Source organism: Streptomyces smyrnaeus (assembly GCF_017676345.1).
Classification (GTDB): domain Bacteria; phylum Actinomycetota; class Actinomycetes; order Streptomycetales; family Streptomycetaceae; genus Streptomyces; species Streptomyces smyrnaeus.
Map to the genome: position 1 here is coordinate 56,733 of NZ_JAFFZM010000014.1, position 23,250 is coordinate 79,982.

20 protein-coding genes, 1 tRNA gene and 1 pseudogene are annotated in these 23,250 nt (G+C 73.5%); 11 read left to right on the top strand and 11 right to left on the bottom strand.

Features of this window, described 5'->3' with window-relative positions:
- Positions 1-65: 65 nt before the first annotated feature.
- Complete coding sequence (locus JW613_RS22435) at positions 66-803, top strand: maleate cis-trans isomerase family protein (RefSeq protein ID WP_209212669.1); 738 nt, start codon at positions 66-68, stop codon at positions 801-803.
- A gap of 288 nt (positions 804-1,091) precedes the next feature.
- Positions 1,092-2,156 (top strand): LLM class flavin-dependent oxidoreductase, encoded by a 1,065-nt coding sequence (locus JW613_RS22440; protein WP_209212891.1) that lies wholly within the window; start codon positions 1,092-1,094, stop codon positions 2,154-2,156.
- A gap of 112 nt (positions 2,157-2,268) precedes the next feature.
- On the opposite strand, the gene JW613_RS22445 is transcribed toward JW613_RS22440, so the two are convergent.
- On the bottom strand, positions 2,269-4,071 hold the full coding sequence (locus JW613_RS22445) for a putative bifunctional diguanylate cyclase/phosphodiesterase (RefSeq protein ID WP_209212671.1): 1,803 nt from the start codon (positions 4,069-4,071) through the stop codon (positions 2,269-2,271).
- Positions 4,072-4,523: 452 nt separating this feature from the next.
- Between JW613_RS22445 and JW613_RS22450 the strand changes: the two genes are divergently transcribed.
- Complete coding sequence (locus JW613_RS22450; protein ID WP_209212673.1) at positions 4,524-5,831, top strand: M6 family metalloprotease domain-containing protein; 1,308 nt, start codon at positions 4,524-4,526, stop codon at positions 5,829-5,831.
- 56 nt (positions 5,832-5,887) lie between these two features.
- On the opposite strand, the gene JW613_RS22455 is transcribed toward JW613_RS22450, so the two are convergent.
- The 6 genes from JW613_RS22455 to JW613_RS22480 form a co-directional block, all read right to left on the bottom strand.
- Positions 5,888-6,517, bottom strand: a complete 630-nt coding sequence (locus JW613_RS22455; RefSeq protein ID WP_209212675.1) for a MerR family transcriptional regulator — start codon at positions 6,515-6,517, stop codon at positions 5,888-5,890.
- A 184-nt stretch (positions 6,518-6,701) separates the two neighbouring features.
- Positions 6,702-6,775, bottom strand: a tRNA-Lys gene (locus tag JW613_RS22460).
- A 109-nt stretch (positions 6,776-6,884) separates the two neighbouring features.
- The gene (locus JW613_RS22465) at positions 6,885-7,292 is read right to left on the bottom strand and encodes a DUF8844 domain-containing protein (protein ID WP_099886527.1); all 408 of its coding nucleotides are present in this window, start codon (positions 7,290-7,292) and stop codon (positions 6,885-6,887) included.
- 75 nt (positions 7,293-7,367) lie between these two features.
- The gene (locus tag JW613_RS22470) at positions 7,368-8,756 is read right to left on the bottom strand and encodes an AAA family ATPase (protein ID WP_372447988.1); all 1,389 of its coding nucleotides are present in this window, start codon (positions 8,754-8,756) and stop codon (positions 7,368-7,370) included.
- A gap of 5 nt (positions 8,757-8,761) precedes the next feature.
- Positions 8,762-10,297 carry a hypothetical protein gene (locus tag JW613_RS22475; RefSeq protein WP_209212679.1) on the bottom strand — a complete coding sequence of 512 codons (1,536 nt, stop codon included), beginning with the start codon at positions 10,295-10,297 and terminating at the stop codon, positions 8,762-8,764.
- Positions 10,297-11,463: a hypothetical protein gene (locus JW613_RS22480; RefSeq protein WP_209212681.1), complete on the bottom strand. Its 1,167-nt coding sequence runs from the start codon at positions 11,461-11,463 to the stop codon at positions 10,297-10,299. Before JW613_RS22480 ends, JW613_RS22475 begins: the two co-directional genes overlap by 1 nt.
- Positions 11,464-11,642: 179 nt before the next feature.
- Here JW613_RS22480 and JW613_RS22485 point away from each other — a divergent pair, with 179 nt between their 5' ends.
- Entirely contained in the window at positions 11,643-12,236 is a 594-nt protein-coding gene (locus JW613_RS22485; RefSeq protein WP_209212683.1) for a histidine phosphatase family protein, read from the top strand.
- A 187-nt stretch (positions 12,237-12,423) separates the two neighbouring features.
- Here JW613_RS22485 and JW613_RS22490 read toward each other — a convergent pair whose 3' ends face one another.
- The gene (locus JW613_RS22490) at positions 12,424-13,890 is read right to left on the bottom strand and encodes an NsdA family TPR-like regulatory protein (RefSeq protein ID WP_209212685.1); all 1,467 of its coding nucleotides are present in this window, start codon (positions 13,888-13,890) and stop codon (positions 12,424-12,426) included.
- Between the two features lie 140 nt (positions 13,891-14,030).
- On the opposite strand from JW613_RS22490, the gene JW613_RS22495 reads away from it, so the two are divergent.
- The gene (locus JW613_RS22495) at positions 14,031-14,492 is read left to right on the top strand and encodes a hypothetical protein (RefSeq protein WP_372447981.1); all 462 of its coding nucleotides are present in this window, start codon (positions 14,031-14,033) and stop codon (positions 14,490-14,492) included.
- Positions 14,493-14,567: 75 nt separating this feature from the next.
- On the opposite strand, the gene JW613_RS22500 is transcribed toward JW613_RS22495, so the two are convergent.
- Entirely contained in the window at positions 14,568-14,999 is a 432-nt protein-coding gene (locus JW613_RS22500; RefSeq protein ID WP_245226122.1) for a hypothetical protein, read from the bottom strand.
- A 248-nt stretch (positions 15,000-15,247) separates the two neighbouring features.
- On the opposite strand from JW613_RS22500, the gene JW613_RS22505 reads away from it, so the two are divergent.
- On the top strand, positions 15,248-16,129 hold the full coding sequence (locus JW613_RS22505; RefSeq protein WP_209212687.1) for a spermidine synthase: 882 nt from the start codon (positions 15,248-15,250) through the stop codon (positions 16,127-16,129).
- A gap of 27 nt (positions 16,130-16,156) precedes the next feature.
- Here JW613_RS22505 and JW613_RS22510 read toward each other — a convergent pair whose 3' ends face one another.
- Positions 16,157-16,699 (bottom strand): superantigen-like protein SSL4, encoded by a 543-nt coding sequence (locus JW613_RS22510; protein ID WP_209212689.1) that lies wholly within the window; start codon positions 16,697-16,699, stop codon positions 16,157-16,159.
- Positions 16,700-16,743: 44 nt separating this feature from the next.
- Between JW613_RS22510 and JW613_RS22515 the strand changes: the two genes are divergently transcribed.
- Entirely contained in the window at positions 16,744-17,460 is a 717-nt protein-coding gene (locus tag JW613_RS22515; RefSeq protein WP_209212691.1) for a response regulator transcription factor, read from the top strand.
- 30 nt (positions 17,461-17,490) lie between these two features.
- Positions 17,491-19,005 (top strand): sensor histidine kinase, encoded by a 1,515-nt coding sequence (locus JW613_RS22520; protein ID WP_209212693.1) that lies wholly within the window; start codon positions 17,491-17,493, stop codon positions 19,003-19,005.
- A gap of 117 nt (positions 19,006-19,122) precedes the next feature.
- Here JW613_RS22520 and JW613_RS22525 read toward each other — a convergent pair whose 3' ends face one another.
- Positions 19,123-19,353 (bottom strand): chaplin, encoded by a 231-nt coding sequence (locus tag JW613_RS22525; RefSeq protein ID WP_209212695.1) that lies wholly within the window; start codon positions 19,351-19,353, stop codon positions 19,123-19,125.
- A 490-nt stretch (positions 19,354-19,843) separates the two neighbouring features.
- On the opposite strand from JW613_RS22525, the pseudogene JW613_RS22530 reads away from it, so the two are divergent.
- The 3 genes and pseudogenes from JW613_RS22530 to JW613_RS22540 all read left to right on the top strand — a co-directional run.
- Positions 19,844-20,728, top strand: a pseudogene (locus JW613_RS22530) (chitinase); the annotation flags it as partial.
- Between the two features lie 275 nt (positions 20,729-21,003).
- A complete protein-coding gene (locus JW613_RS22535; protein WP_209212894.1) occupies positions 21,004-21,993 on the top strand; it encodes a BtrH N-terminal domain-containing protein in 990 nt (329 codons plus the stop codon).
- 139 nt (positions 21,994-22,132) lie between these two features.
- Entirely contained in the window at positions 22,133-23,248 is a 1,116-nt protein-coding gene (locus JW613_RS22540; protein WP_209212698.1) for a LacI family DNA-binding transcriptional regulator, read from the top strand.
- Positions 23,249-23,250: the final 2 nt, after the last annotated feature.

The following is a 23,250-nucleotide window of genomic DNA, read 5'->3' on the forward strand; positions in this document are numbered from 1 at the left end:
ACCCCGCAGCACACCCCCCACGCACACACCCCACACCCAGCTTTGAGCACGCACAGGAGGCGTAGATGGCACAGGCGGCATCGGCACCGGCGGTCGGATTCCTCTACCCCGGCTACTCGGCCGAGGACGACTACCCGAGGCTGGAGCGCATCCTCGCCGAGGCGGGCGCCGAAGTACGGCTGCCGCTCGTGCACACCGACATCGGCGAGGACGCCCACCGGGTGGACGCCCTGCTGGAGATGGGCTCGGCCGCACGGCTCGCCGCGAAGGTCGAGGAGGCCAAGGGCCACGGCATCCAGGCCGTGGTGTGGGCCTGCACCAGCGCCAGCTTCGTCTTCGGCTGGGACGGCGCGCACGACCAGGTGCGGGAGCTGGGCCAGACGGCGGGGCTGCCGGCCTCCAGCACCTCCTTCGCCTTCGCCCACGCCGTACGCGACCTGGGCGTCGAGCGGGTCAGCATCGCCGCGACCTACCCCGAGGACGTTGCCGAACTGTTCACCGGCTTCCTCAAGGCGGCGGGCGCCGAGGTGGTCGCCATGCGCGGCAGCGGCATCATCACCGCCGCCGAGGTGGGCACCTGGGGCGAGGAGGAGGTGCTGGCACTGGCCCGTGGCGGCGACCACCCGGACGCCCAGGCGGTGCTGCTGCCGGACACCGCGCTGCACACCGCCGCCTACATCCCGGCCCTGGAGGCCGAGCTGGGCAAGCCCGTGCTGACGGCGAACCAGGTCACCGCCAAGGAGGGGCTGCGGCTGCTGGACCTCAAGGTCCACTGCCCGGCACTGGGCAAACTCTTCTCCTGACGGAACCGCTCACCTGAAACCCCGCGCCCGTCGGTGGCCGGTCACCGGCCGCCGGTCACCGGTCACCGGCAGGCGCGGGCCCCGACTCGCTCGCGGCGCGGCGAGCGGGAGCCGGGAGCCCGGGAAGACAGCGGCCTGCTGATGCGTTACCGCCCCGTGGCCCGTGCACCCTCCGTGGGAGCGGGTCCGCGCAACGGAACGCAGGAGGAAGGCGAAGCCATCGTGAGCCAGGCAGGCCAGGACGCACAGGGCGCGGACGAACAGCACAGCGGGGACCCGACGACCGGTATCCGGGGCGAGGCGCGCGGCGTGGCACCCGTGCCGCTTTCCGTCCTGGACCTGGTGAACGTGGGCGAGGGGTACACGGCGGGTGACGCGCTGGTGGCCTCCACCCGGATGGCCGCGCTCGCGGACGCCCGCGGCTTCACCCGCTACTGGGTCGCCGAGCACCACTCCATGCCGGGCGTCGCCAGCTCCTCGCCCGCGGTGATCCTGGCCCACCTGGCCGCGCACACCCGCCGGGTCCGGCTCGGTTCCGGCGGAGTGATGCTGCCCAACCACGCGCCGCTGGTCATCGCCGAACAGTTCGGCACCCTGGAGGCGCTGGCCCCGGGCCGGGTCGACCTGGGGCTGGGCCGGGCGCCGGGCACCGACGGGGCGACGGCGGCGGCGCTGCGCCGCACCGAGAAGCTGCGCGAGGGCGCGGAGGACTTTCCGCAGCAGCTCGCCGAGCTGATCCGGTTCCTGGACGACGACTTTCCCGACGGGCACCGCTACGCGCGCATCCACGCCGTGCCCGGCCCGGTCCAGGCGCGGGGCACCGGGGCGAAGGCCGCCGCACACCGGCCGCCGGTCTGGCTGCTGGGCTCCTCCGGGTTCAGCGCCCAGCTGGCCGGGCAGCTGGGCCTCCCGTTCGCCTTCGCGCACCACTTCTCGGCCGCCAACACGCTGCCGGCCCTGGAGCTCTACCGCGAGACGTTCCGCCCCTCGGCGGTGCTGGCGGAGCCGTACGCGCTGATCGGCGCCGCCGCGCTGGCCGCCGAGGACGAGAAGGAGGCCCACCGCCAGGTGCTGACGGGGGCCCTGTCGATGGTGCGGCTGCGTACCGGCCGGCCCGGGCTGATCCCCACCCCGGAGGAGGCCGAGGCCTACCCGTTCAGCCCCGTCGAGCGCGACTTCGTCGACAGCTGGCTCGCCAATGTCACCTATGGCACTCCTGACGCCGTACGGGAGGGACTGGACGCTCTGGTCAAGCGGACCGGCGCCGATGAGTTGATGCTCACCGCCAACGCCCACACCCCCGAGGCCCGGGTGCGCTCGCTGGAGCTGATAGCCGACGCGTACGCCATGTGAGCCCGTGAGGGGCCCGCCGAACGTTCTGGTTGCGGGGCTCGGTTCTTCCGGCGGAATCAACGAACTCCGCAACCTGGGGGCACCTCCCGGCCGAAGGCTGGGGGAGTCCGGCTCATACAGCGACGCGCAGCAGCAGCTCCGCGATGCGGTCGGCCTCCATCGGCTTGGCGTAGTGCCAGCCCTGGCCGGTGTCGCAGCCGATCCGGCGCAGCCGCTCCGCCTGTGCCGGACCCTCCACGCACTCGGCCGTGACGGTCAGCCCCAGCTTGTGGGCGAGCTGGACCAGTGCCGTCACGATCGTCTCGTCCGCCGGATTCTGGTGCCGGGCCGTGCGGAAGCCGCGGACGAAGGTGCCGTCCAGCTTGAGCGCGCGCACCGGGAGCCGGCTGAGGTAGGCGAGGTTGGAGTAGCCGGTGCCGAAGTCGTCGATGGCGATACGGACGCCCATCTCCGAGAGCGCCTGCAGCGCCTGGAGGGGGCGCCCGGCCGAGCCCATCACCGCGGACTCGGTCAGCTCCAGCTGGAGCAGCCCGGCGGGCAGGCCGGTCTCCTCCAGGATGTCGGCCACGTCCTGCACCAGGTCGGAGTCCCACACCTGCCGTACCGCCACATTGACGCTCACATACAGCGGCGGCCCCGGATGCTCCCGCATCCAGCGCCGGGCCTGGCGGCAGGACTCCTCCAGCACCCAGCGGCCCAGCGGGACGATGGCGCCGTTCTCCTCGGCCAGGCCGATGAACCGGTCCGGGCCCAGCGTCCCGAACTGCGGATGCCGCCAGCGCACCAGTGCCTCTACGCCGCGCAGCATGTCGTCGGCGAAGCCCACGATCGGCTGGTACTCCAGCACGAACTCGCCGCGTTCCACGGCCCGGCGCAGGGTGGAGGAGAGGGCCTGCCGGGTCATCCGGTGCGCGTTGCGCTCCGGGTCGAAGAGCGTCCAGCGGGCCTTGCCGTCGGCCTTGGCCCAGTAGAGCGTGGTGTCGGCGGCCTGCATCAGCTCGGTGGGTGTGGTGCCCGCCGTCTCACGTTCGACGACGCCGATGCTGGCCGAGACCGCCAGCCGCTGCCCGGCCAGGTCGAAGGGCCGCTGGAGCGCGGCCAGTACGGACTGGGCGAGCTGGGTGAGCTGCTCGGTCCCGGTGGAGGACTCGACCAGCAGCGCGAACTCGTCACCGCCGAGCCGGGCCACCAGATGGCCGCCGCACTCCTCGCCGCCCGCCTCGGCGCACTGCGTCAGCCGCTGGGCGACCGCGTCCAGCAGGCTGTCCCCGATGCGGTGGCCGAGGGTGTCGTTGACGGCCTTGAAGCCGTCCAGATCGATGTAGCACAGCCCGGTCCTGCCGGTCGCCGAGTCGGCCAGCGCACCGGCCAGCCGTTCGAAGAACAGGGTGCGGTTGGGCAGCCTGGTGACCGGGTCGTGCATCTGCAGATGCCGCAGCCGTTCCTGGAGGTCGCGGCGCTCGCTGATGTCCGCGATGGACAGCAACGCCTCGCCGCCGCGCGAGGTGGGGGTCACGGTGATCTCGGCCCACAGGGTGTGGCCGTCGGCGTGTTTGAGCCTGCGGGTGCAGGACATCCGGTCGGTGCGGCCCTGCAGCGCCTCGTGGTAGGCGCTGCGTACCCGCCCGTCCAGGCCGAGTCCGGCCAGTTCGGCGATGGGACGTGCGGTCAGCCGGTGCGGCTCGGCACCGAGCAGGGTGCCCAGTGCGCGGTTGGCCGTCAGTACCCGGCCGTTGGGGTCGACGATGGCCATCGGCAGCTGCGCCGCGTGGAAGGCGGCCCGGAAGTCGCTCTCGCTGTGCCCGTGGTGTGCGCGCCGTCGCCAGCGCTTGTGGCTACTTTCCGTGATGGTCTGGGGTTGGGTTACGAGGGCTTCGCCGGAGTCTTTGCCCGGTCCTTCGAGGGGTCCGTTCACCGATCGCTCCGCGGGGGGCTCGTCTCGTGCGGATCGGTCGGCCGGCTGCCCGAGGGCCGCCCAGGGGAGGATCCGCGCTGGAAATGTGCCGATCATAGAGGTTGACGCGTGAGCGGAGCCAGTGTCTCCGCTGGGGCTTCCGGTCGGCCGGGCGGCCGGGAGTCGGGCTCGGGCGCGAGGGTGACCGTTTCTGCACCGGTGCTGAGAGCGCCCTGACCGCTAACGACCGAGCGTTACGAAGGGTAGTCATACTGCGGCTGACCCGTCCGGTCTACTGAAACAGCGCATAGCCGGACATACGGCGCGAGCCTGGGGAGGGTCCATCTCTCCTCTTCCGGTGAGGTCTTCGCGTGGCGTCTGCGTCTGTACCCGACGGAGTGGCCCCGCGCCGCCTCGGGTGCGGCGCGTCCGCCCGGGGCCCCCGTGCCCGGCACCGGGTCGGAGCGGTCGTCATGGCGCTGACCGCCTTCATGGGCGTCGGTCTCGTGGCCGGCCCCGTACATTCCGTTGCGGCGGACATGCCGTGCGCTCTGCCGCGCACCGACGCGCACCACTCGCTGGGTTTGGACACCTGGAACGCCTCCTATCCGCGCCCCGAGGGGACGCTCGATGCCGCCCTTCTCTTTCTCTCTTTCCCCGATGCGACCCCCATGGCCACCCCTCAGGAGCTTGTGAACGACCATTTCCCTGCCACATCGGACTTTTTCCAGCGGGCGAGTTACGGAAAGTTCCGGTTGCGACCGCGTCCGGTCGACCGCTGGATCGAGCTGCCGCGCCCCGCCACGGAGTACGGCATACAGCGCGACTGGGACCCCGACCTGCGCAACTCCTATCTGCGGGATGCGGTAGCCGCCGCCGACCCGCATGTGGACTTCGGTCGGTACGACATCGTCTATCTCGTCGCGGACCCCGACGCTCCCGGAGTGGACCCCGACGCCACCAAAGTCGTCAACCTCGACAAGCCGCTCACCGCCGACGGGGTCGGACTCGGTCGCCTCGTCACCGTGTTCGAGCAGAGCCCGCCGGACCGCAACGTTCTCGCCCACGAGACCGGACACCTCTTCGACCTGCCCGACCTCTATCAGCGCCCCTCCGACGGCAAGGCCGACTGGGACACCAGGGTGGGGGACTGGGACCTGATGGGCAGCCAGTTCGGACTGGCGCCCGAACCCTTCGGCTGGCACAAGTGGAAGCTGGGCTGGCTGGACCGGTCCAACGTGGTCTGCGTCCCCACCACCAGGGGCGCCGCCCCGCCGAACGCCGACAAGGACGAGAAGGCCGAGGCCGCCCGCGGCGCGACAGCGCAGGCCCGCTACACGCTGCGCCCCCTGGCGGCCGCCTCCCGCGCGGCGCAGGCCCGCAGGGGGGTGCGGGCGTCCGTGTCCGGGGCGGGAGCGGCCGCACCTGCGACGCCCGCGGAGCGTCCGGACGGTGTCCGGCTGCTGGTCCTGCGTACCGGTGAGCACCGGGCCGTGGCCATGGAGGTCCGCGAGCGGAAGGGCAACGACCGCGGCTCGTGCGCCCAGGGGCTGCTGATCTACCGCGTCACCAGCGACACCGCCTCCACCCACGGTCCCGTGGAGGTCGTCGACGGCCACCCCGGAACCTCCCGCTGCCACGAGACCTCGGTGCACAGCAGGCTCGCCGACGCGCCGCTCGGTGTGGGCGAGAGCTGGTCCGACCCCCGTAACGGGCTCCGGGTGGAGGTCACCGGCCGCACGGCGGACGGCGACTGGCAGGTGCGGCTGATCCGGGGCTGAGGGGCGGAGGAGCTGAGGGGGCCAGGGCGGGCCCGGCGGCTGCGGAAGCGGCCGGCTCAGTCGAACAGCTCCGCCGACCTGTGCGTCTGGGCGAGCCGACGCAGCGCGGCCAGCAGCGCGTCGCCCAGTATGTTGCCGAGTACGACCGCCTCGGTCATCGCGTCGGTGTCCGGCCGTTTGCGGACGATCTCCAGATCGGTGGCGGCCACGGCGTCCGCCGCGCGCGCGTAGGCGTCCAGTTGGTCGGCGAAGTCGTCCTGGTCCAGCCGCCGCAGCGCGTCCAGCACCTCCGCGGCGGCCGTCAGCGCCGGGCTCTGCTCGGAGACCTGCCACCCCTGGCGCTCGGCCAGGGCCCGGATCTCGGCGACCGCCTCCCGCCGCCCGGCCACGTCCTGGTGCCCGCCGACCCTGCTGGGGGCGACGGTCCGCCGGGCGGCATGCAGCACCTTGTGCCGACCCGTCTCGGGGCTGTCCAGTGCGGCGAGGACATCGCGTGCGGCGGCGACCGACAGCCCGCCCACCTCCAGCAGGGCACGGATGAGACGGAGCCTGTCCACGTGCCGCTCGTCGTACTGTGCCTGGTTGTGGCTGGTGCGCTCGCCGGGCGCCAGCAGCGACTCCCGTACGTAGTACTTGATCGTCGGCGCGGGCACTCCGCTGAGTCGGCTCAGCTCCGCGATGCGCATCGGGCTCCCCTTCTCCGTTGTGCGGGCGGCCCTTGCACCTTCCCTCAACCAGGATGGATAGTCCAACTATCGGTAGCGGTGCTGACGACTGTCTGTATGCGGAAGAGCCTCCGGGGAGAGAGCAGGCCACGACGCCGGGAACGCCGAAGGCCCCCCGCTCGCGCGAGGGGCCTTCGGCTGTCTGTGCGCCGCCAGGGACTCGAACCCCGGACCCGCTGATTAAGAGTCAGCTGCTCTAACCAACTGAGCTAGCGGCGCCTGCTGACGTCGTAGACCTTAACACCACGATCCGGTGAAGCGAAAATCGATATTCCGGGCGCCACCCTCCCGACCTGCGACGCCCGGGTGCGGGCAGCGACCGGGGCGCTCACTGCCGGCCGGGCGGCTGGGTACCCGGCACCCGGTCCTTGAGCAGATCCCGGCCGAACTCGATCATCTTGCGGGCGTACTCCTCGCTCCAGCCCCCGCGGTCGGCGATGGCCGAGTCCGGCAGCTTGTCGAACTTCTTGGGGTCGGCCAGCTGAGCCGCCGCCGCGGCCTGGTACTCCTGCGCCCGGTCGGCGGCGGCCCGGAACGCGTGCACCAGCTCCGTCGCACGGTCCAGCAGCTCCTGCGGGTCGGTGAGCGACTCCAGACCGAAGAAGTGCTCGTCGTCGGGGGCCGCCTCGGTCGGCTCGAACAGCAGCGGGGCGGGGCGACGGTACTGCGGGCCACCGCCACCGCTTCCCGCGGCGGAGGAGCGCGAGGGGTCCGGAGCCGAGTGCGGCTCAGCCATGTACATACCTCCAAGGTCGTGGGCCGCCCCCCATTGTGCGCTCCGTACCCCCGCGCCCGCACCGCCCGCGGCAGCTCACTCCAGCCGGACCCGGTGCCGCGCCAGACGGGCCAGCACCGCCTGGTGGGCCTCCCAGCCGTCCGGCGCCGGGGAGACGGGGCCGAGCTGCACGGGTTCGGTCGCCGGATGCTCGTCCAGCAGTTCGGCGACGCCCGCCCGGCACACCACCACACAGGCGTGCCGGTGCCGCGACGCCAGCACACACAGCCGTCCGGTCTCCAGATGGAAACGCGTCGCATCCGGTCGCCCCGACAGCGGGTGCAGTACGACGGTGACGTCGAACTCCCGCCCCTGGAGCCGGTTGGCGGTGTCCACGGTGACCTCGGCGGCGGCGCCGTTCACCCCGCCCAGCTCGGCCAGCGCCGCGCGGACCGCCGCCGCCTGGTCGCGGTGCGCCGTGCCCACCGCGATCCGGTCGGCCGACAGCGCCGACCCCGGGCCGTCGGCGCCGCCGTCCCGCTCGCTGCGCGTACCTCCCTCGCGCTCCAGCATCCGGTGCACCAGCCGGGCGACGGCCCCGACCGCCTCCGGGTCCGTACGCGGCGTACGGGCCGCCGGCAGCTCCAGCAGGCCCCAGCCGGCGTCGGCGGCCTCGTCCAGCACCGCGTCGACGGGCGAACCGTCGGCCGGGGCCGCGAAGGAGAGCCGGCGGTCGCCCGGCCCGGTGCCGCTGCGGAACGGGGTGTACGGATAGAAGGCGTCCGACACCAGCTCGGCGGCCGACGCCGGAAGCCGCCAGGAGACCGGCAGCCGGTGCTGCGGCAGCGCCGGGTTGTGCGCCAGCAGGGTGCTGACCGCGCTGGTCGAGGGGTCGTGCGGCTGGCCCGTCCACTGCTCGACCCCGACCTGGCTGAACGGGTCGAGCTGGCCGGGGTCGCCCACGAACAGCGCCCGCTCGAACAGCCCGGCCACCGCCAGCAGCGCGTCCGAGCGCATCTGGTACGCCTCGTCGACGATCGCGTGCCGCCACGGCTCCTCCGCGGACACCCAGGCCCACTTGGCCGCCGTGGAGACGACGATGTCCTGCCCCGCCAGATCGGCCGGCTTCGCGGAGGTCCGCACGGACGGATGGCGGTCCAGCATCGGGTCGTACGGCCTGGGTTCACTGCTGTGCAGCCGCCCCACCGGCAGCTGCGGGTCGGCCGTCGCCAGCCGGTCCACCAGGTCGTCCACCTGTGCGTTCGTCTGTGCGATGACCATCAGCGGGTGCCCTGCGGCGGCCAGTTCGCGTGCCGCGCGCACCACGAGGGTGGACTTGCCCGCGCCGGGCGGCGAGTCCACCACCACGCCCCGGTGCGCGCCGTCCAGCGTGTCGGCCAGGATCGCCTCGGTGGCCGCGGCGGCGGCCCGGCCGGGGTCGGCCGCCCGCTCGGCCGGAGCCACGGCCCCGGACGGCTCCACGATCGCTGTCACAGCACGTCCTCCGCGGTCACCGGGTCGGGGCGCTCCGCGCTCGGCTCACCGGGCGGACCGCCGTGCGTCCAGGGCGTCTCCTCCGGCTCGGGCAGCCCCGGCCCACCGCGCGGCGCGTGCTCGAACAGCGTCCAGCACATCAGATCGCCCTTCTCCGGCACCGTGCCCGGCGCCGGCTCCTTGCCCCGGCCCATCCCGCCGACCAGCCGCAGCACGTACTCTCCCGGGCCGGCCATCTCCACCAGCTCGGCCCGCTGCTGGGCCCCGGTCGGCAGCTGCCGGTGCAGCTTGTCCCCGTCGGACAGCAGCGGGACGTCCTGGGTGTGCACCGTCACCAAGGGGCGGGGCGAGGGCCGCTTGCCGTCCGAGTACGCCATCTCCACCTCCAGCACCTCCGCCAGGAAGGCCTCGCCCGCCAGCCGGCGTACGGCCATCACCAGCGGGTCGTCCAGCGCCTCCTGTGCGTCCAGCTCGGCCTGCCGCTGCTCGCGCATGGCCAGCTTGCGCGCCGCCGTCACCGCGTCGTCCCGGCGCGGCTGGGGCGGCTCGGCGGCCCGCAGCCGGTCCCGGTGGTGGGTGTAGGACTGCCGGTCGCGCCGCCATCTGTCGGGCACATGTGCGGCCTCGGGCAGGGCGCGCAGCAGATCGACGCCCTGCCACATCGCCTCCCAGGTGGGGCGCAGCTGGGAGGCCACCAACTCGTGCACCTCCTGCGCGGCGCCCGGCACGCCCTTGTCGTAGCGCGCGATGGCGGGGGCGAGCAGTTCGTTGTCGAACGCCGGATCGGTCGCCGGTCCGGCCGGAGGCACCAGCAGCTGCCCGCGCGCGTCCCGGCCCAGCTCGGCCCGGAGCGCCGCCTCGGCTCCGCCGAGCCCGTCCGGCGGCGCGAGCCACGCCAGCAGCGCGCCCAGATGCTGGTCCTCCAGCTGGCTCTGCCCGGTGGCCCAGTGCCGCGACAGCAGCCCCGTCATCGACAGCAGCAGCGAGGAGCCCGGCACCCGGGCCCGCTCGCCGTAGTGCGTCAGCCAGCGACCCAGCAGCGGCACCCGGGGCGGCGCCGGGTGCTCGGCTCCGGGGTCCTCCTCCGCGGTGCGCCGGAACCGCATCGAGCGCCCCAGCAGCCGTACGAAGTCCACGCCGGGCCCGGTGGGCACCAGCACCTGCGGCGCGTCGGCGCACAGCTCCGCCTCGACGGTGACGCGCTTGCCGGTCTCCGGGTCGGTCTCCTTGCGCTCGACCAGCTCCACCTCGTCCTGGCAGGACTCCAGGTGCGGCAGCATCGCCTCCGCCAACCGCCCCAGGAACGCGAACCGCAGATCGCGGTCGCGCGGCTGCGGCACGGTGAACACCTCGGGCGCCGACCGGTCGGTGCCCAGCATCACCCCCAGGGGGGCGCCGTTCTCACCGGCAGTCGTCAACGGGACGAGGACGAGCGGGTTCGTGGCCAGATGCCGGTGGCGCACGGTCGCCACCGGCCGCGCGCGTCCGCACGCGGCGGCCTCCATCCGCGCCAACGCGCTCAGCAGCGACATCAGCGCGCCTCCGGGCCCGGCGCGGTCGCCGGCTCCGCCGCCGCCAGGGCCTCGGCGCGCAGTGCCGCCGCGCGGCGCAGCGTCGCGGCGGCCGGGTCCTTCGCGGCGGCGTTGTCCGGATCGCCGGAGGCCGCCGCGAGCACCTCGTCCACCGTCGTCAGCCCGCCCAGCTCGCCGCGCACCGAGCGGCCGAGCGCCACCACGTCACCGGCGGACCTGGCCCGGTCGCGGCAGTGGAAAGCCAGCTCGCAGGTGGACAGGCACTCGGGCGCGTAGGCGGCGGGCACCGACTCGACGGCCGCCGTCAGCGCCGCCGGTTCCTGGTCCGGCGCGAAGTGCACGCCCTCGGGCAGTTCGGCGGCGATCTCCTCCAACCGGGTCAGCCGCCGCAGCTGGCGCCGGGTGGCGGCGATCTGCTTGCGCAGCTGGAGCAGTCCGCCGGTGGGCAGGTTGGAGAAGTCCTTCGGGCACACCAGCAGCGCGCTCTCGCGCACCGTACGCAGCCCTTCCAGCGCGAGCGCGTACACCGCCGCCTGCCGGGCGGCGGCGCCGACCTTCACCGGGTCGGCCGAACCGTCCAGGATCGGGAACGACTTGATCTCGATGATGGACACGGTGCCGTCGGGATGGACGGCCAGTGCGTCCGGCTCCAGATACGCCGTCGACCCGGCCACCTCCAGCGCCAGCAGCGGGTGATCGAGCAGCGTCCATCGGCCGCCGTCCGCCTCGATCAGCGCCTGCCGGGTGCGGAACGCCCGCCCGGCCGGGCCGTCGGCGGTCAGCTGCGGCACGGTGACCTCCGCCGGGTCCGGACGGGCCGCGCCGGTGTGCTCGCACAGCAGCGCGAGCAGCACCTCGCCGCCGTCCGCCTTCACAGCCGCCTCGAACGCGTTTCCGCGCACCAGCGCGAACTGCGACTGGCCGAACGGCGCGGGCGAGCCCAGGGCGTGGGCCACCGCGCTCTTGTCGACGCCCGCGCCGTCCAGCAGGGCGCGGCGCCGACAGCCGGGATTGGCGGCCAGCGCGGCCAGCGCCCGCGCGTCGAGCGGGCGCTGCGGTACGTCGGGCCCGCCGCGCAGCTCGGCGAGCCGCTGCACCGTGGCCTGCCGGTCGGCCGGCGCGGTGCCCTGCGGCGGTGTCTGCTTCGGTAGCGAGGAGCTAGTCATCGGCTGTGGCCTCGGGGGAGGGTGCGGTACCCGCGGAAGTCTCGCATCCTCCGCTGACAACGCGCCTCCCCATGTCGGCAACGCGCCCCCGCCCGATCGCCTCCTGGTGGCCTGCGCGAAGATGGAACAGTGGCTTCCGGACAGACCGGAGCACCGTCGAGCACGTCCGAGAGGTCCCTATGGCACCGCGCATCCTCCTCGTCCGGCACGGTCAGACCGAGTGGTCGACGACCGGGCAGCACACCGGCCGGACGGACGTACCGCTGCTGGACGAGGGCCGCCGGACGGCGAAGCTGCTGGGCGAGCGGCTGCACCGCGCGCCCTGGAACGGGCTGCCCGGCGTCGAGGTGTGCACCAGCCCGCTCTCCCGTGCGAGCGAGACCTGCGAGCTGGCCGGTTTCGAGGGCGCCCCGCGGTGGGACGCGCTCATGGAGTGGGACTACGGCGACTACGAAGGGCTCACCTCGCAGGCGATCCGCGAGCGCGCCGGGGACGACTGGTTCATCTGGCGGGACGGGGTGACCGGCGGCGAGAGCCTGGCCGAGGTGGGCGCCCGCGCCGACGAGGTGGTGCGCTGGGCACGCTCGGCCGATCGCGATGTGCTGGTCTTCGCCCACGGCCACATCCTGCGGGTGCTCGGCGCCCGCTGGCTCGGCTACGACCCGTCCTTCGCCGCCCGACTGCGGCTGGACCCCGCCTCGCTCTCCATCCTCGGCTGGGCCTACGGCGACCCCGCCGTCGAACGGTGGAACGACACGGGCCACTTGGACTGACTGGACGCTTCCACAGACTGGACGCTTCCGATGAGGGTGCCCCTGCCCCGCCCGTCGCGGACTGCGGGTGCTCCGTGGCTGTGGGGGCACCTCCCGGCGGAAGTCCCCCAGCCTTCGGCCGGGATACCCCCAGGGGAGCAGGGCCGACAGGCGCAGCCCCCATTGCGAGGTACGTAGGCGTTCGGCCTCAGGCCGTTGCCGCCTGGCGCGAGAGGAAGGCGGCAACCCCAGGCGCCCCGCGACAACTCCGCAAGCGGTCGGCGGCAGCGCGCAGCATGGCGCTGATCCGGGTGGACTGGACCGGGCCGAGGAAGTCGAGCGCACGCGATCCCGCGGCTGCCGCTGCCTCCGGCTCGCCCTGGGCGGCGAGGTCGCCCGCGAGTTCGGCGGTGAACAGTGCGCGGTTGCGGGTGAAGTGCGGGTCCTGGAGCTGCACGGCCCGCTCGGCGTGGTCGGCGGCGCGGTCCCACATGCCCAGCGCCGACCAGCACTGTGCTTCCAGGCCTTCCAGTTCGGCCTCGCCGAAGAAGCTCATCCACTCCGGGTCGTTGTCGCACGGCCCCTTCGCGAACAGCTGTTGGGCCCGCGCCAGCGCCTGTCGGCAGCCCGCGCGGTCGCCGAGCCCCGCCCAGCCGCCCGCCTCGCGCAGCGCGAGCAGCGACAGCAGGTGGTGCGAGCCCAGGTGCTTGGCGGCGTGCTGGCCCGCCTGCGCGGCGCGTACGGCCTCGCGGGGGCGTCCCGCGTCCCGGGCGAGGAAGGCGGTGTTGCAGAAGGCGTGCGCCTCCAGTGCGGGGTCCTGGGCGACCCGGGCGGTCGCCAGTGCTTCGGCGTAGTGCGAGCGGGCGTCGCCGTAGCGGCCCGAGTCGTGGGCCAGCCACCCCACGGAGATGGCGAGTTCGCCCGCGCCGGCGTGCAGTCTGTCGGTCACCGCCTGGCGGTGCGCGCCGGTGTCGAGCAACTCGTAGGCGGCGCGCAGGGAGCCGGTGGCCTGGCGGTAGAGCCCGGCGCCGCCGTGCCGGTCGTCGAGCAGCCGGATCCGGCGTACGGCGTTCTCGACGGCACCGGCCTCGGTGGCTCCCACGTGTGCGTGGCCGGGCGCGGTGGGGGGCGCCGGATGGGCGGCCCAGGCGCTGGGCGCGGCACCGCTCAGCGAGGCGGTGGCGAGGGCGGCCGGACCGCCCGTCATGAAAGCGCGACGTAGCACGTCGCTCTCCTCGTCGTACTCGGGACAGTTGGGGAATTCGGTGAGACCGGTGCTGTCGGGATGGATGGTGAACGGGGGAAGTTGGGGGAGTGCGGGGTCGTCGGAGCGTGCAGGGGATTGTCGGGGCGCTTGTCCATCGCCACGCGCCCCGCGAGCACGTGCCGCACGACCACGTACGGACTCCCGGGGTGCGAAGCCCATGTCCGTCAGCGAGTAGCCCGGAAACATGTGCAGAAACACCCGCTCGTAGGCGTAGTTGGGGCACCTGATCTCCCCGGACTCGACGCGGCCGATGTAGCGCGCGTCGCACGAGACCTGCTCACCGATCTCGCGAGCGGAGCGGCGTACGTTCGCCGCGAACTCTCCCGGAGAGAGATGCCCCCTCAGTGCCCGGAAAGCGGTGTTGGGGCGGTGCTGCGGAACTGGTGACGTTGAGGGTGACGACGCCATGGCGGAAACGTACCGGCTGTGACGGCTCCGACACCCAGTGTTTGGCTACAAACGGGATATCTCACCCTGCTTCTGCCATGAAACGCCATCCAATGCGCTGGTTCGCCACCGTAGCCGTTGACAAGGACAGCCGTTGAACGATGCACAGCGACCGCGAGGAGGGGTCTGAGTTGTTGGACACTGGCGTAGGCAGCGGCAGTCCGGCCGGGCGTGTGCCCGGCCCCTGCGACCTGGTGACCGTGCCCGCCCGGCACGGGCTCGAGGCCGTGGACATCCTCCGGCTCCGCGACGGCGTCGGCCCTGTGCTGCACGACCGCGCGGGTGACACCCTCGGCTTCCTCGTCCCGCCCGGCACCGCCGACGGCTGGGACCTGCCCGGCAGCGCCTGTACGCAGACGTACGGGACCTGTACGCAGCCGCGCGGACAGGGGGCCGGGGCCCGCAGCGCCTCGGGCGAGCCGCCGGTGGCCGGCACCGGGTGGCTGGTGCCGCCGGAGGGTGCCTACGCGCACGCGACCGAGCCCGCGGAACTGCGCGCCGCCCTCGGCGAGGCGGCCCGCACCATCGCCGCCGCCGGCCGGGTGCAGCCGTCCCGGGTGTAGCCGGGAGCGGGACATGCCGAAGGGCTGCCCGGCGTCCGGCGCGGACGCTGGGCAGCCCCACCGTGACGAGTCGGCTCAGCGGCCGAACGCCCCGCCGCGCAGCGCCCGGGTACCGGCCGGGCACACCATGGTCACGCGCTTGCTGCCGGACAGGACGGGCGTGATGTACCGGACCCGGTTCGAGCAGTCGACGAAGACCCGGAAGGCCCGGCCGGAGCAGGACACCGCGAAGACCCGCCCCGACAGGTGGGGGTTCCAGCAGCGCAGCGAGGACCGGGCCGGCGGCCGGGCGTCACCGGCCTTGCCGGCCGGCGTCGCCTTGCCGCGCTGGGTGCGGCCGTTCTTGAGGTCCTTGCTCGCGTAGTCGGCGTTGGCCGCCACACCGGGCGCCGTGGTGGTCGCCGTGGCGGGCGAGGCCGCGGCGGTCGCGGGGGCCACCGCCCCGCCGACCCCGAGTGCGAGTACCGCACTCATGCCCAGCGCAGCCAGGGAATTCCGAACTTTCATTCCTTTTCTCTTTCCTCAGTCGCACGGCCGACAGAGCCGATCGCTCGATTCAGGAGCGACAAAAGAGAGAATCGTGGGACGGCAAAGGCGAAATCAAGAATTCCGCACTTTCCATATTGTCCGTGTGGATACCGGGCAAAGGCGGCCGGACCCTACCGGACATGGGGAGATCGACCCTCCAGGCGCGCGGCGGCGGCCGGAAAACCACTCGTGTGGGGTACCTGCGGAAAGTGCCGGACAATGGGTGCATGGCACGAGGCGGCGGACGGCACGACAAGGCGCGCGACAAGCGGCGCGGCAGTGCTGTCGTCGTCGCCGAAGTCGACGGCGGCACAGCCTCGTTGGTGTCCGACCCCGACCGCCCGCACGCCCGGTCGCTGCTGCTGGACGGAGCGCCGCAGTCACATGTCGACCTCGCCGACCCCACGCACCTGGGCTTCGAGTACCAGCGCCGCCTCGGCCACCTGGTGGACCTGCTGGCGCCGCCCGGCCGCCCGGCGCAGGTCCTGCACCTGGGCGGCGGAGCCCTGACGCTGGCGCGGTATGTCGCCGCCACCCGGCCGCGCTCCACCCAGCAGGTGGTCGAGGTGGACGAGAAGCTGACCCGGCTGGTGCGTGAGCATCTGCCCCTGGAGCGCGGCTGGCGCATCCGGGTGCGCGGCGGCGACGCGCGCGAGGGCCTGGGCCGGCTGCCCGAGGCGTGGGCGGACCTCGTGATCGCCGATGTCTTCAGCGGCGCCCGCACCCCGGCGCACCTCACCAGCGTCGAATTCCTGCACGAGGTGCGGCGGGTGCTGCAGCCCGCCGGATGGTACGCCGCCAACATCGCGGACGGTGCGCCGCTGCGCCATCTGCGCGCCCAGATCGCCACGGCGGGCGCGGTCTTCGCGGAGCGCTGCGTGCTCGCCGACCCCGCCGTGCTGCGCGGCCGCCGGTTCGGCAACAGCGTGCTGCTGGCGGCCGACGGTGAGCTTCCGGTCGCCGAACTGACCCGGCGCACGGCAGGCGATGCGCACCCCGGACGGGTGGAGGCGGGGCGTGCCCTGGACGCCTTCACGGCCGGAGCCGGTCCGGTGACCGACGCGACGGCGACGGCCTCCCCGCCACCACCCGAGGGGACGTTCGGCTAGGACCGCCTGACGCGGGCTGCCCGGTGGCTATCCGTCGTACGTCTCGATCCGCGGCTCCGCGTCGTCCCAGCGGCAGAAGACCGAGGAGGACACCGTCCCGTCGGTGAAGGTCACACGGATGTAGCCGGGCGCGTGCCAGACCTTCATGCGCCAGCCGGGGTCGGGTGTCGCGGACACCAGCGCGCCCTCCTCGCCGCCCAGGTCGAAGACGGCTCTGCCGCCGCGTACGGCCGTGCCTTCGACCTGCCCGGTGTGTGCGTCCCGGGCGGGGCCGTCCGTACTGGGACGGGGGCCGGTGGCGGCGCTGGTCCGCGGTTTCCGGGTGGGGCTCTGCGAGGGGCCGGCGGTGGGGGAGGGGGTCGGCCTCGGCCGGTGGGTGGAGGAGGCCCGGGGCGTGGGGCGCTCGGCGCTCCCGTCCGGGACGGGCAGCGCGCGGGGCGGTTCGTAGGTGGTGTCGTTCAGCACCGTGTGGACGCCGAACCAGGACAGTGTGGTGGCGGCGCCGGTGGCCAGGGTCCACGCGCCGATGTGCAGCCAGCGGGGTCTGGGGAGTCGTCGGGGGCGCTGCATCCCCGTCAGCCTAGAGCCCGTCGGAATGTCGTACGGTTCCGCCCATGGCAAGTGTGCTCGTGGTCGAGGACGACCAGTTCGTGCGCTCCGCCCTCATCCGGCACCTCACCGAGGCCGCCCACACGGTCCGCAGCGTGGGCACGGCGCTGGAGGCCCTGCGCGAGGTCGCGCAGGTCGGGTTCGACGTGGTCATCCTCGATCTGGGGCTGCCGGATCTGGACGGCGCGGAGGCGTTGAAGATGCTGCGCGGCGTCACGGACGTCCCCGTGATCATCGCCACCGCGCGCGACGACGAGGCGGAGATCGTCCGGCTGCTCAACGCGGGCGCGGACGACTACCTGGTCAAGCCGTTCTCGGTGGCGCACCTGTCCGCCCGGATGGCGGCCGTGCTGCGCCGTACCACCGGCGAGTTCGGCGGGAGCGGGGACAGCGGCGGGGACGCCGTGCTGCGGGTGGGCGGACTCGTCGTCGACCCGCAGCGCCGGATGGCCCAACTGGACGGTGTGGTGCTGGATCTGACGCGCCGGGAGTTCGATCTGCTCGCCTATCTGGCGGGGCGGCCGGGCGTCGTCGTCCCGCGCAAGGAGTTGCTGGCCGAGGTGTGGCAGCTCTCGTACGGGGACGATCAGACCATCGATGTGCATTTGTCATGGCTGCGGCGGAAACTGGGGGAGACGGCTGCCCGGCCGCGCTATCTGCACACCCTGCGCGGCGTCGGCGTCAAGCTGGAGCCGCCGCAGGGCGAGGGCGGGCGCATATGAGGGGCGGCCCGGCGTGAGAGGCGGCTGCCCGTGAGGTGGGCGCTGGTGAAGGTCTGCCTCGCCGTGACGGTGATGGTGGTGGTGGCCTTCGCCGTGCCGCTGGCACTGGTCGTCAGGGAGACCGCACGGGACCGTGCCTTCGCGGGTGCCGAACGGCAGGCCTCCGCCATCGGCCCCGCGCTGGCCATCACCCGGGACCGCGGCGAACTGCAGCGCGCCGTCGCCATCACCCAGGCGGGCGCGGAGGGCAGGATCGCCGTCCATGTACCGGCCGGGGAGTCCGCAGCCGGCGCCGAGGGCGGAAGCGGCAGCAACGGCACCGGCAGCGCCCCCGAGAGCAGGAGCAGGAGCAAGAGCGACAGCGCGGGCAGCAGCGGCGGCGAGCGCGGCGCAGGCGGCGAGCACGGCGAGCTGCGCGTCGGGCACAGCCGCGCCCCGCAGGACCGGCTGGCCGCGGCGCAGCGGCTCGGGCGGGCCTCCACCGTCGAGGTCGCGGGCGGCTACGCGCTGCTGCGCCCCACCGCCGTCGCGGGCGGAAAGGTCGCCGTCGTGGAGGTCTTCGTACCCGACGAAGAGGTCACCCGCGGGGTGGCCACCTCCTGGATGGTGCTCGCCGGGGTCGGTGTCGCGCTGGTCATCGGCTCGGTCGCGGTCGCCGACCGGCTGGGTACCCGGATGGTGCGGCCCGCCGAGCGGCTCGCGGGCGCCGCGCACGACCTGGGCGAGGGCGAACTGGACGTCCGGGTGCCGGAGGACGGGCCGACCGAGCTGCGGTCGGCCGCCGTCGCCTTCAACTCCATGGCCGACCAGGTCGTCCAGCTCCTGGCCAACGAGCGGGAGCTGGCCGCCGACCTCTCGCACCGGCTGCGCACCCCGCTGACCGTACTGCGGCTCAACGCGGCCTCACTGGGGGAGGGCGACGCCGCCGACCAGACGCGGGCCGCCGTCGCGCAGTTGGAGGGCGAGGTGGACCGGATCATCAGTACGGCCCGCGAGCAGCGCGCCCAGTCGCCGGGCGCGGGGCACTCGGCCGCCTCCGACGCGGCCGAGGTGATCCGGGACCGGATGGCCTTCTGGTCGGCGCTGGCCGAGGACGAGGGGCGCGAGGCGCGGGTCGCGGGAGTCGAGCGGCCGGTGCGGGTGCCGGTCGCCCGGGCCGAACTCGCCGCCGCCGTCGACGCCCTGCTCGGCAACGTCTTCCGGCACACCCCCGAGGGCACCGCCTTCTCCGTCGACCTGCACAGCGGCGGCCCCGGCAGCGAGGCCGTCATCGTGCTGGTCTCCGACGCGGGGCCCGGGATCGCCGACCCCCGGGCCGCGCTGCGCCGCGGCCACGGCGCCGGTGGCCCCGGCTCCACAGGGCTGGGCCTGGACATCGTGCGCCGCGTCGCGGAGTCCACCGGCGGCGATGTCCGGCTGGGCCGCTCGGTGCTCGGCGGTACGGAGGTGCGGGTCTGGCTGGCGCTGCGGAACGGCACCGCACGCCGGCCGCGCGGCGGCCGACGTGCCCGCCGCCGGGGGCGGACGGCCGAACGGCCGGGCTGAGGCCGCCTCCAGGGGAACCGGCCCCCCGGACCGGCCCCCGGGGGACGCGCATACGACTGCCGCCGGGTCCGGCCCGTGGGACGGGCCGGACCCGGCGGCGTCGTGATCCGCCGCGGCCTACTTGGCGACGCAGGCGTTGCCCATGGCCGGGTTCAGCAGGGCGATGATGTCGACGGTGTTGCCACACACCTGAATCGGAAGGTGGATGGGGACCTGGACGACGTTACCGCTGAGCGCACCCGGCGACTTGGCGGCGCCGCCCTGGGCACCGGCGTCGGCGGCGGCGGCGGAGGCGCCGCCCAGGACGAGTGCGGCGGCGCAGGCGGCCGTGGTCACGTAACGGAGCATGGTGTTCTTCCTCCAGGAGACAGACAACTTGCGCACCATCCAGGCACAGGGATCGAGGCCGCGTCGTTGTGACTTTCCGACCAGCGCCGCACCCTCACTCCACGGAGTGGCTGAAGTGTGCGGCGAACGGAGCAACGGCACGGTGGCAGGCCCCGGCCCGCCGCGGTGTCCGCCTTCGGCCCGCCCCCTTAAGGCGGCCCTTTCCGCTGCCTTAAGAGCGCCCTAAGGACAACGGCGGAAGTCCGCAACGCGGCGTTTGCCCGATTGCCCGTCAGTAACGTGCTGCCCGTCCCCATCCCCCACAGAACGAGGCAGCGACCCGACGATGAAGACGACGAACACAGCAGGCCACCGTCGACGCACCAGCCGCACCACCAAGGCGGTCACGGGTGCCGCGGCCGTGGCACTCGTGGCGGGCGGCGGCTTCCTGCTCGCGGGCAACGCGACGGCGGGCGAGGAGCCGGCGGACCAGAAGGCGGCCGACGCCGCGGGCACGCCGTTCGCGCCGTACGTCGACACCTCGCTCCAGCCCTCCTACGACCTGCTGGAGAGCGCCGGGAAGACCGGTGTGAAGGAGTACAACCTCGCCTTCGTCACCAGCGGCGGCGGGTGTGTCCCCAAGTGGGGCGGCACCCAGGAGCTGACCGACAACCCGGTCGCCGGGCAGATACCCGAGCTGCGCGCCGAGGGCGGTGACGTCCGGGTCTCCTTCGGCGGCGCCAACGGCTCCGAGCTCGGCGTGGCCTGCGACTCCGCGGCGGAGCTGGCCAAGGCGTACGGGAAGGTCATCGACACCTTCGACCTGAAGAAGATCGACCTGGACATCGAGGGCGCCGCCCTGCCCGACACCGAGGCCAACGAGCGGCGCGCCAAGGCCGTCGCCGCGCTCCAGAAGAGCCACCAGGACCTGGATGTCTCCTACACCCTGCCGGTGATGCCCGAGGGGCTCACCCGGCCGGGCGTCGCACTGCTGAAGAACGCCAAGGCCAACGGGGTGAAGGTGTCGGCCGTCAACATCATGGCGATGGACTACGGCCCCTCCTACGACGGCGACATGGGCGAGTACGCCACCCAGGCCGCCACCGCCTCCCACGAGCAGGTCGCCACGGCGCTCGGCCTGGACGACGACGCCGCGTGGAAGGCGCTGGCCATCACCCCGATGATCGGCGTCAACGACGTCAGTGTCGAGGTCTTCAGGCCCGAGGACGCCAAGGAGGTGCGCGCGTTCGCCGACGAGCACGGCATGGGCTGGGTCTCCATGTGGTCGGGCACCCGCGACAAGCCGTGCCCCGGCGGCCCCAAGGACCAGGCGGACCCGACCTGCTCCAGCATCGAGCAGAGCCCCTTCGACTTCAGCAAGGCGTTCGCCGGCTGACCCGGCCCTTCTGCGGCCACCCCCCACGGCCACCCCAACAGCCACCCCCCACCGGCGGGGCGCGACGGTACCCACCCCCACACTCACCGTCGCGCCCCGTCTCCTTCCGCCTCATCGAGTGCGCCCGGTGGACTCTCCCACTGTGGGAGGGTCCACCATGCACGACGCGTGCGGTCACCGGCTCCGGCCGACGCGGGCACCGGCTGCGGCTCCGGCCATGTCGCGCCCGAGCAGGCACGCCGTATTCCGACCGTTCCGTTCAGGAGGGCATGGCGATGATCTCGGTGAAGGGCGTCGACACCCGCGGTATGCAGCACTGCGAGACGACAGCCCTGGGGGTACTGCTGCGGCACCAGGGAATCGATCTGTCCGAGCCCATGCTCTTCGGCCTCGGCTCCGGCCTGTCCTTCATCTACTGGGACAGCAAGAACATGGGCTTCCCCTTCCTCGGCGGGCGGGTCAAACCCTTCGTTCTCACCAGGAACCTGGCCGCCGGGCTCGGTCTCGACCTCCAGGTCCAGGAGACGACCTCCCCCCGCAGGGCATGGCAGAACGTGGCAGCCTCCCTCGGCGCCGACCGCCCCGTCGGACTGCAGCTCGACAGCTACCACCTGGAGTACTTCTCCTCGAAGGTGCACTTCGGCGGCCATGTCGTCGCCATGTACGGCTACGACGACCAGTACGCCCATCTGGTCGACACCGACCAGCAAGGCGGAGCGGTGTCCACCAGCTTGACCAGCCTCGCCCGGGCGAGAGCCGCGCGCGGCCCGATGGCCGCCAAGCACCGGTCGTTCACCCTCACCGTTTCGAGGAACCCGCCCTCCTTGTCGAGCCGGATCGTCCCCGCCATCACCGCCTGCGCCGAAGCCTTCCTCGATCCGCCCATCGCCAACCTCGGCCACCGAGGCATCGAGAAGGCCGGCAAGCGGGTACGCACCTGGCTCCAGCGCACCGACGCGCCGCAGCGGGACCTGCCCCAGGCGGCCCTCCTGATGGAGAAGGCCGGCACCGGCGGCGCCCTGTTCCGCAACCTCTACCGCGACTTCCTCGGCGAGTGCACCCAGCTGCTCGACAGCAGCCATCTGCGCACCGGTCACCGGTTGTACACCGAGGCAGCCACCCTGTGGACGGAGGCCGCGGCACTGATCGCGAAGGCCGGTGAGTCGGGCGACGCGCAGTGCCTCGCACAGGCGAGTACCGTCCTGTGCGAGCTTTCACGCCTGGAGCGCGCGGCCATGGAGGCGCTGAGCCGCCTGGGGGAGTGAGACACCGGCGGGTCCGCCCCGGCCACCCATGCGCTGACGCCCTTCGCCCGCACCCTCCTGCTGCCCGGCCCGGTTGTAGTTGAATGTTCCCCTCGCCCGGTTCCCACGGGGCCCGGGCTCGCGGCACGGGGAGGGCACCATGGCAGCAGTGCGCGGCGGACGGGCCCGCAGGACCGCGCAGTCCGGGCCGACCCTGGAGGAGGTGGCGCGCCGCGCCGGGGTGGGCCGCGGCACCGTCTCCCGCGTCATCAACGGCTCGCCGCGGGTCAGCGACCGCACCCGCGCGGCCGTCGAGGACGCCGTGGCCGAACTGGGGTACGTCCCCAACCGGGTGGCCCGCGCACTCGCGGCGGGCAGCGCGGACACCGTCGCACTGGTGGTCCCCGAAACGGAGTCCCGGTTCTTCACCGAGCCCTACTTCCCCGCCATCGTGCGCGGCATCAGCGCCGAACTCGCCCTGGCCGACATGCAGCTGCTGCTCACCCTGCTGCGCGGCCGCAAGGAGCGCGACCGCTTCGCGCAGTACGCGGCGGCCCACAGCATCGACGGAGTGCTGCTCGTGTCCGTACACGCCGACCACACCCTGCCGGACCTGCTGGCCCGCTCCGAGATCCCCGCCGTGCTCGGCGGCCGCCGCCGCGCCGCCGAACCGCTGCCCTACGTGGACTGCGACAACACCGGCGGCGCCCGCTCGGCCGTCGACCATCTGCTGGCCCGCGGGCGCGAGACGATCGCCACGATCACCGGCCCGGCGGACGTGTACGCGGCACGCTGCCGCACCGACGGCTACCGCGAGGCGCTGCACCGGGCGGACCGGCCCGTGGCGGCGGATCTGCTGGTGTGCGGCGACTTCACCGAGGAGGGCGGGGACCGTGCGATGCGGCAGCTGCTGGAGCGGGCGCCCGGACTCGACGCCGTCTTCTGCGCCTCCGACGTGATGGCCGCCGGGGCCCGGCGCGCGCTGCGCGAGGCGGGCCGGTCGGTGCCGGACGACGTCGCACTCGTCGGCTTCGACGACTCGGTCGTGGCCCGTCATATGGACCCGCCGCTGACCACCGTCCGCCAGCCGATCGCCGACATGGGACGGGAGATGGCCAGGGTGCTGCTGCAATTGCTGGGCAAGTGGACGCCGGGCGCCCCGGGTACCGGCGCGGCCTCCCCCACCGGCTCCGCCGGTAGCGGACCGGCGCGGGGAGAGGGCGACGCCCAGCACCGGGTGCTGGCCACCGAACTGGTGCCCCGTGCCTCCTCCTGACG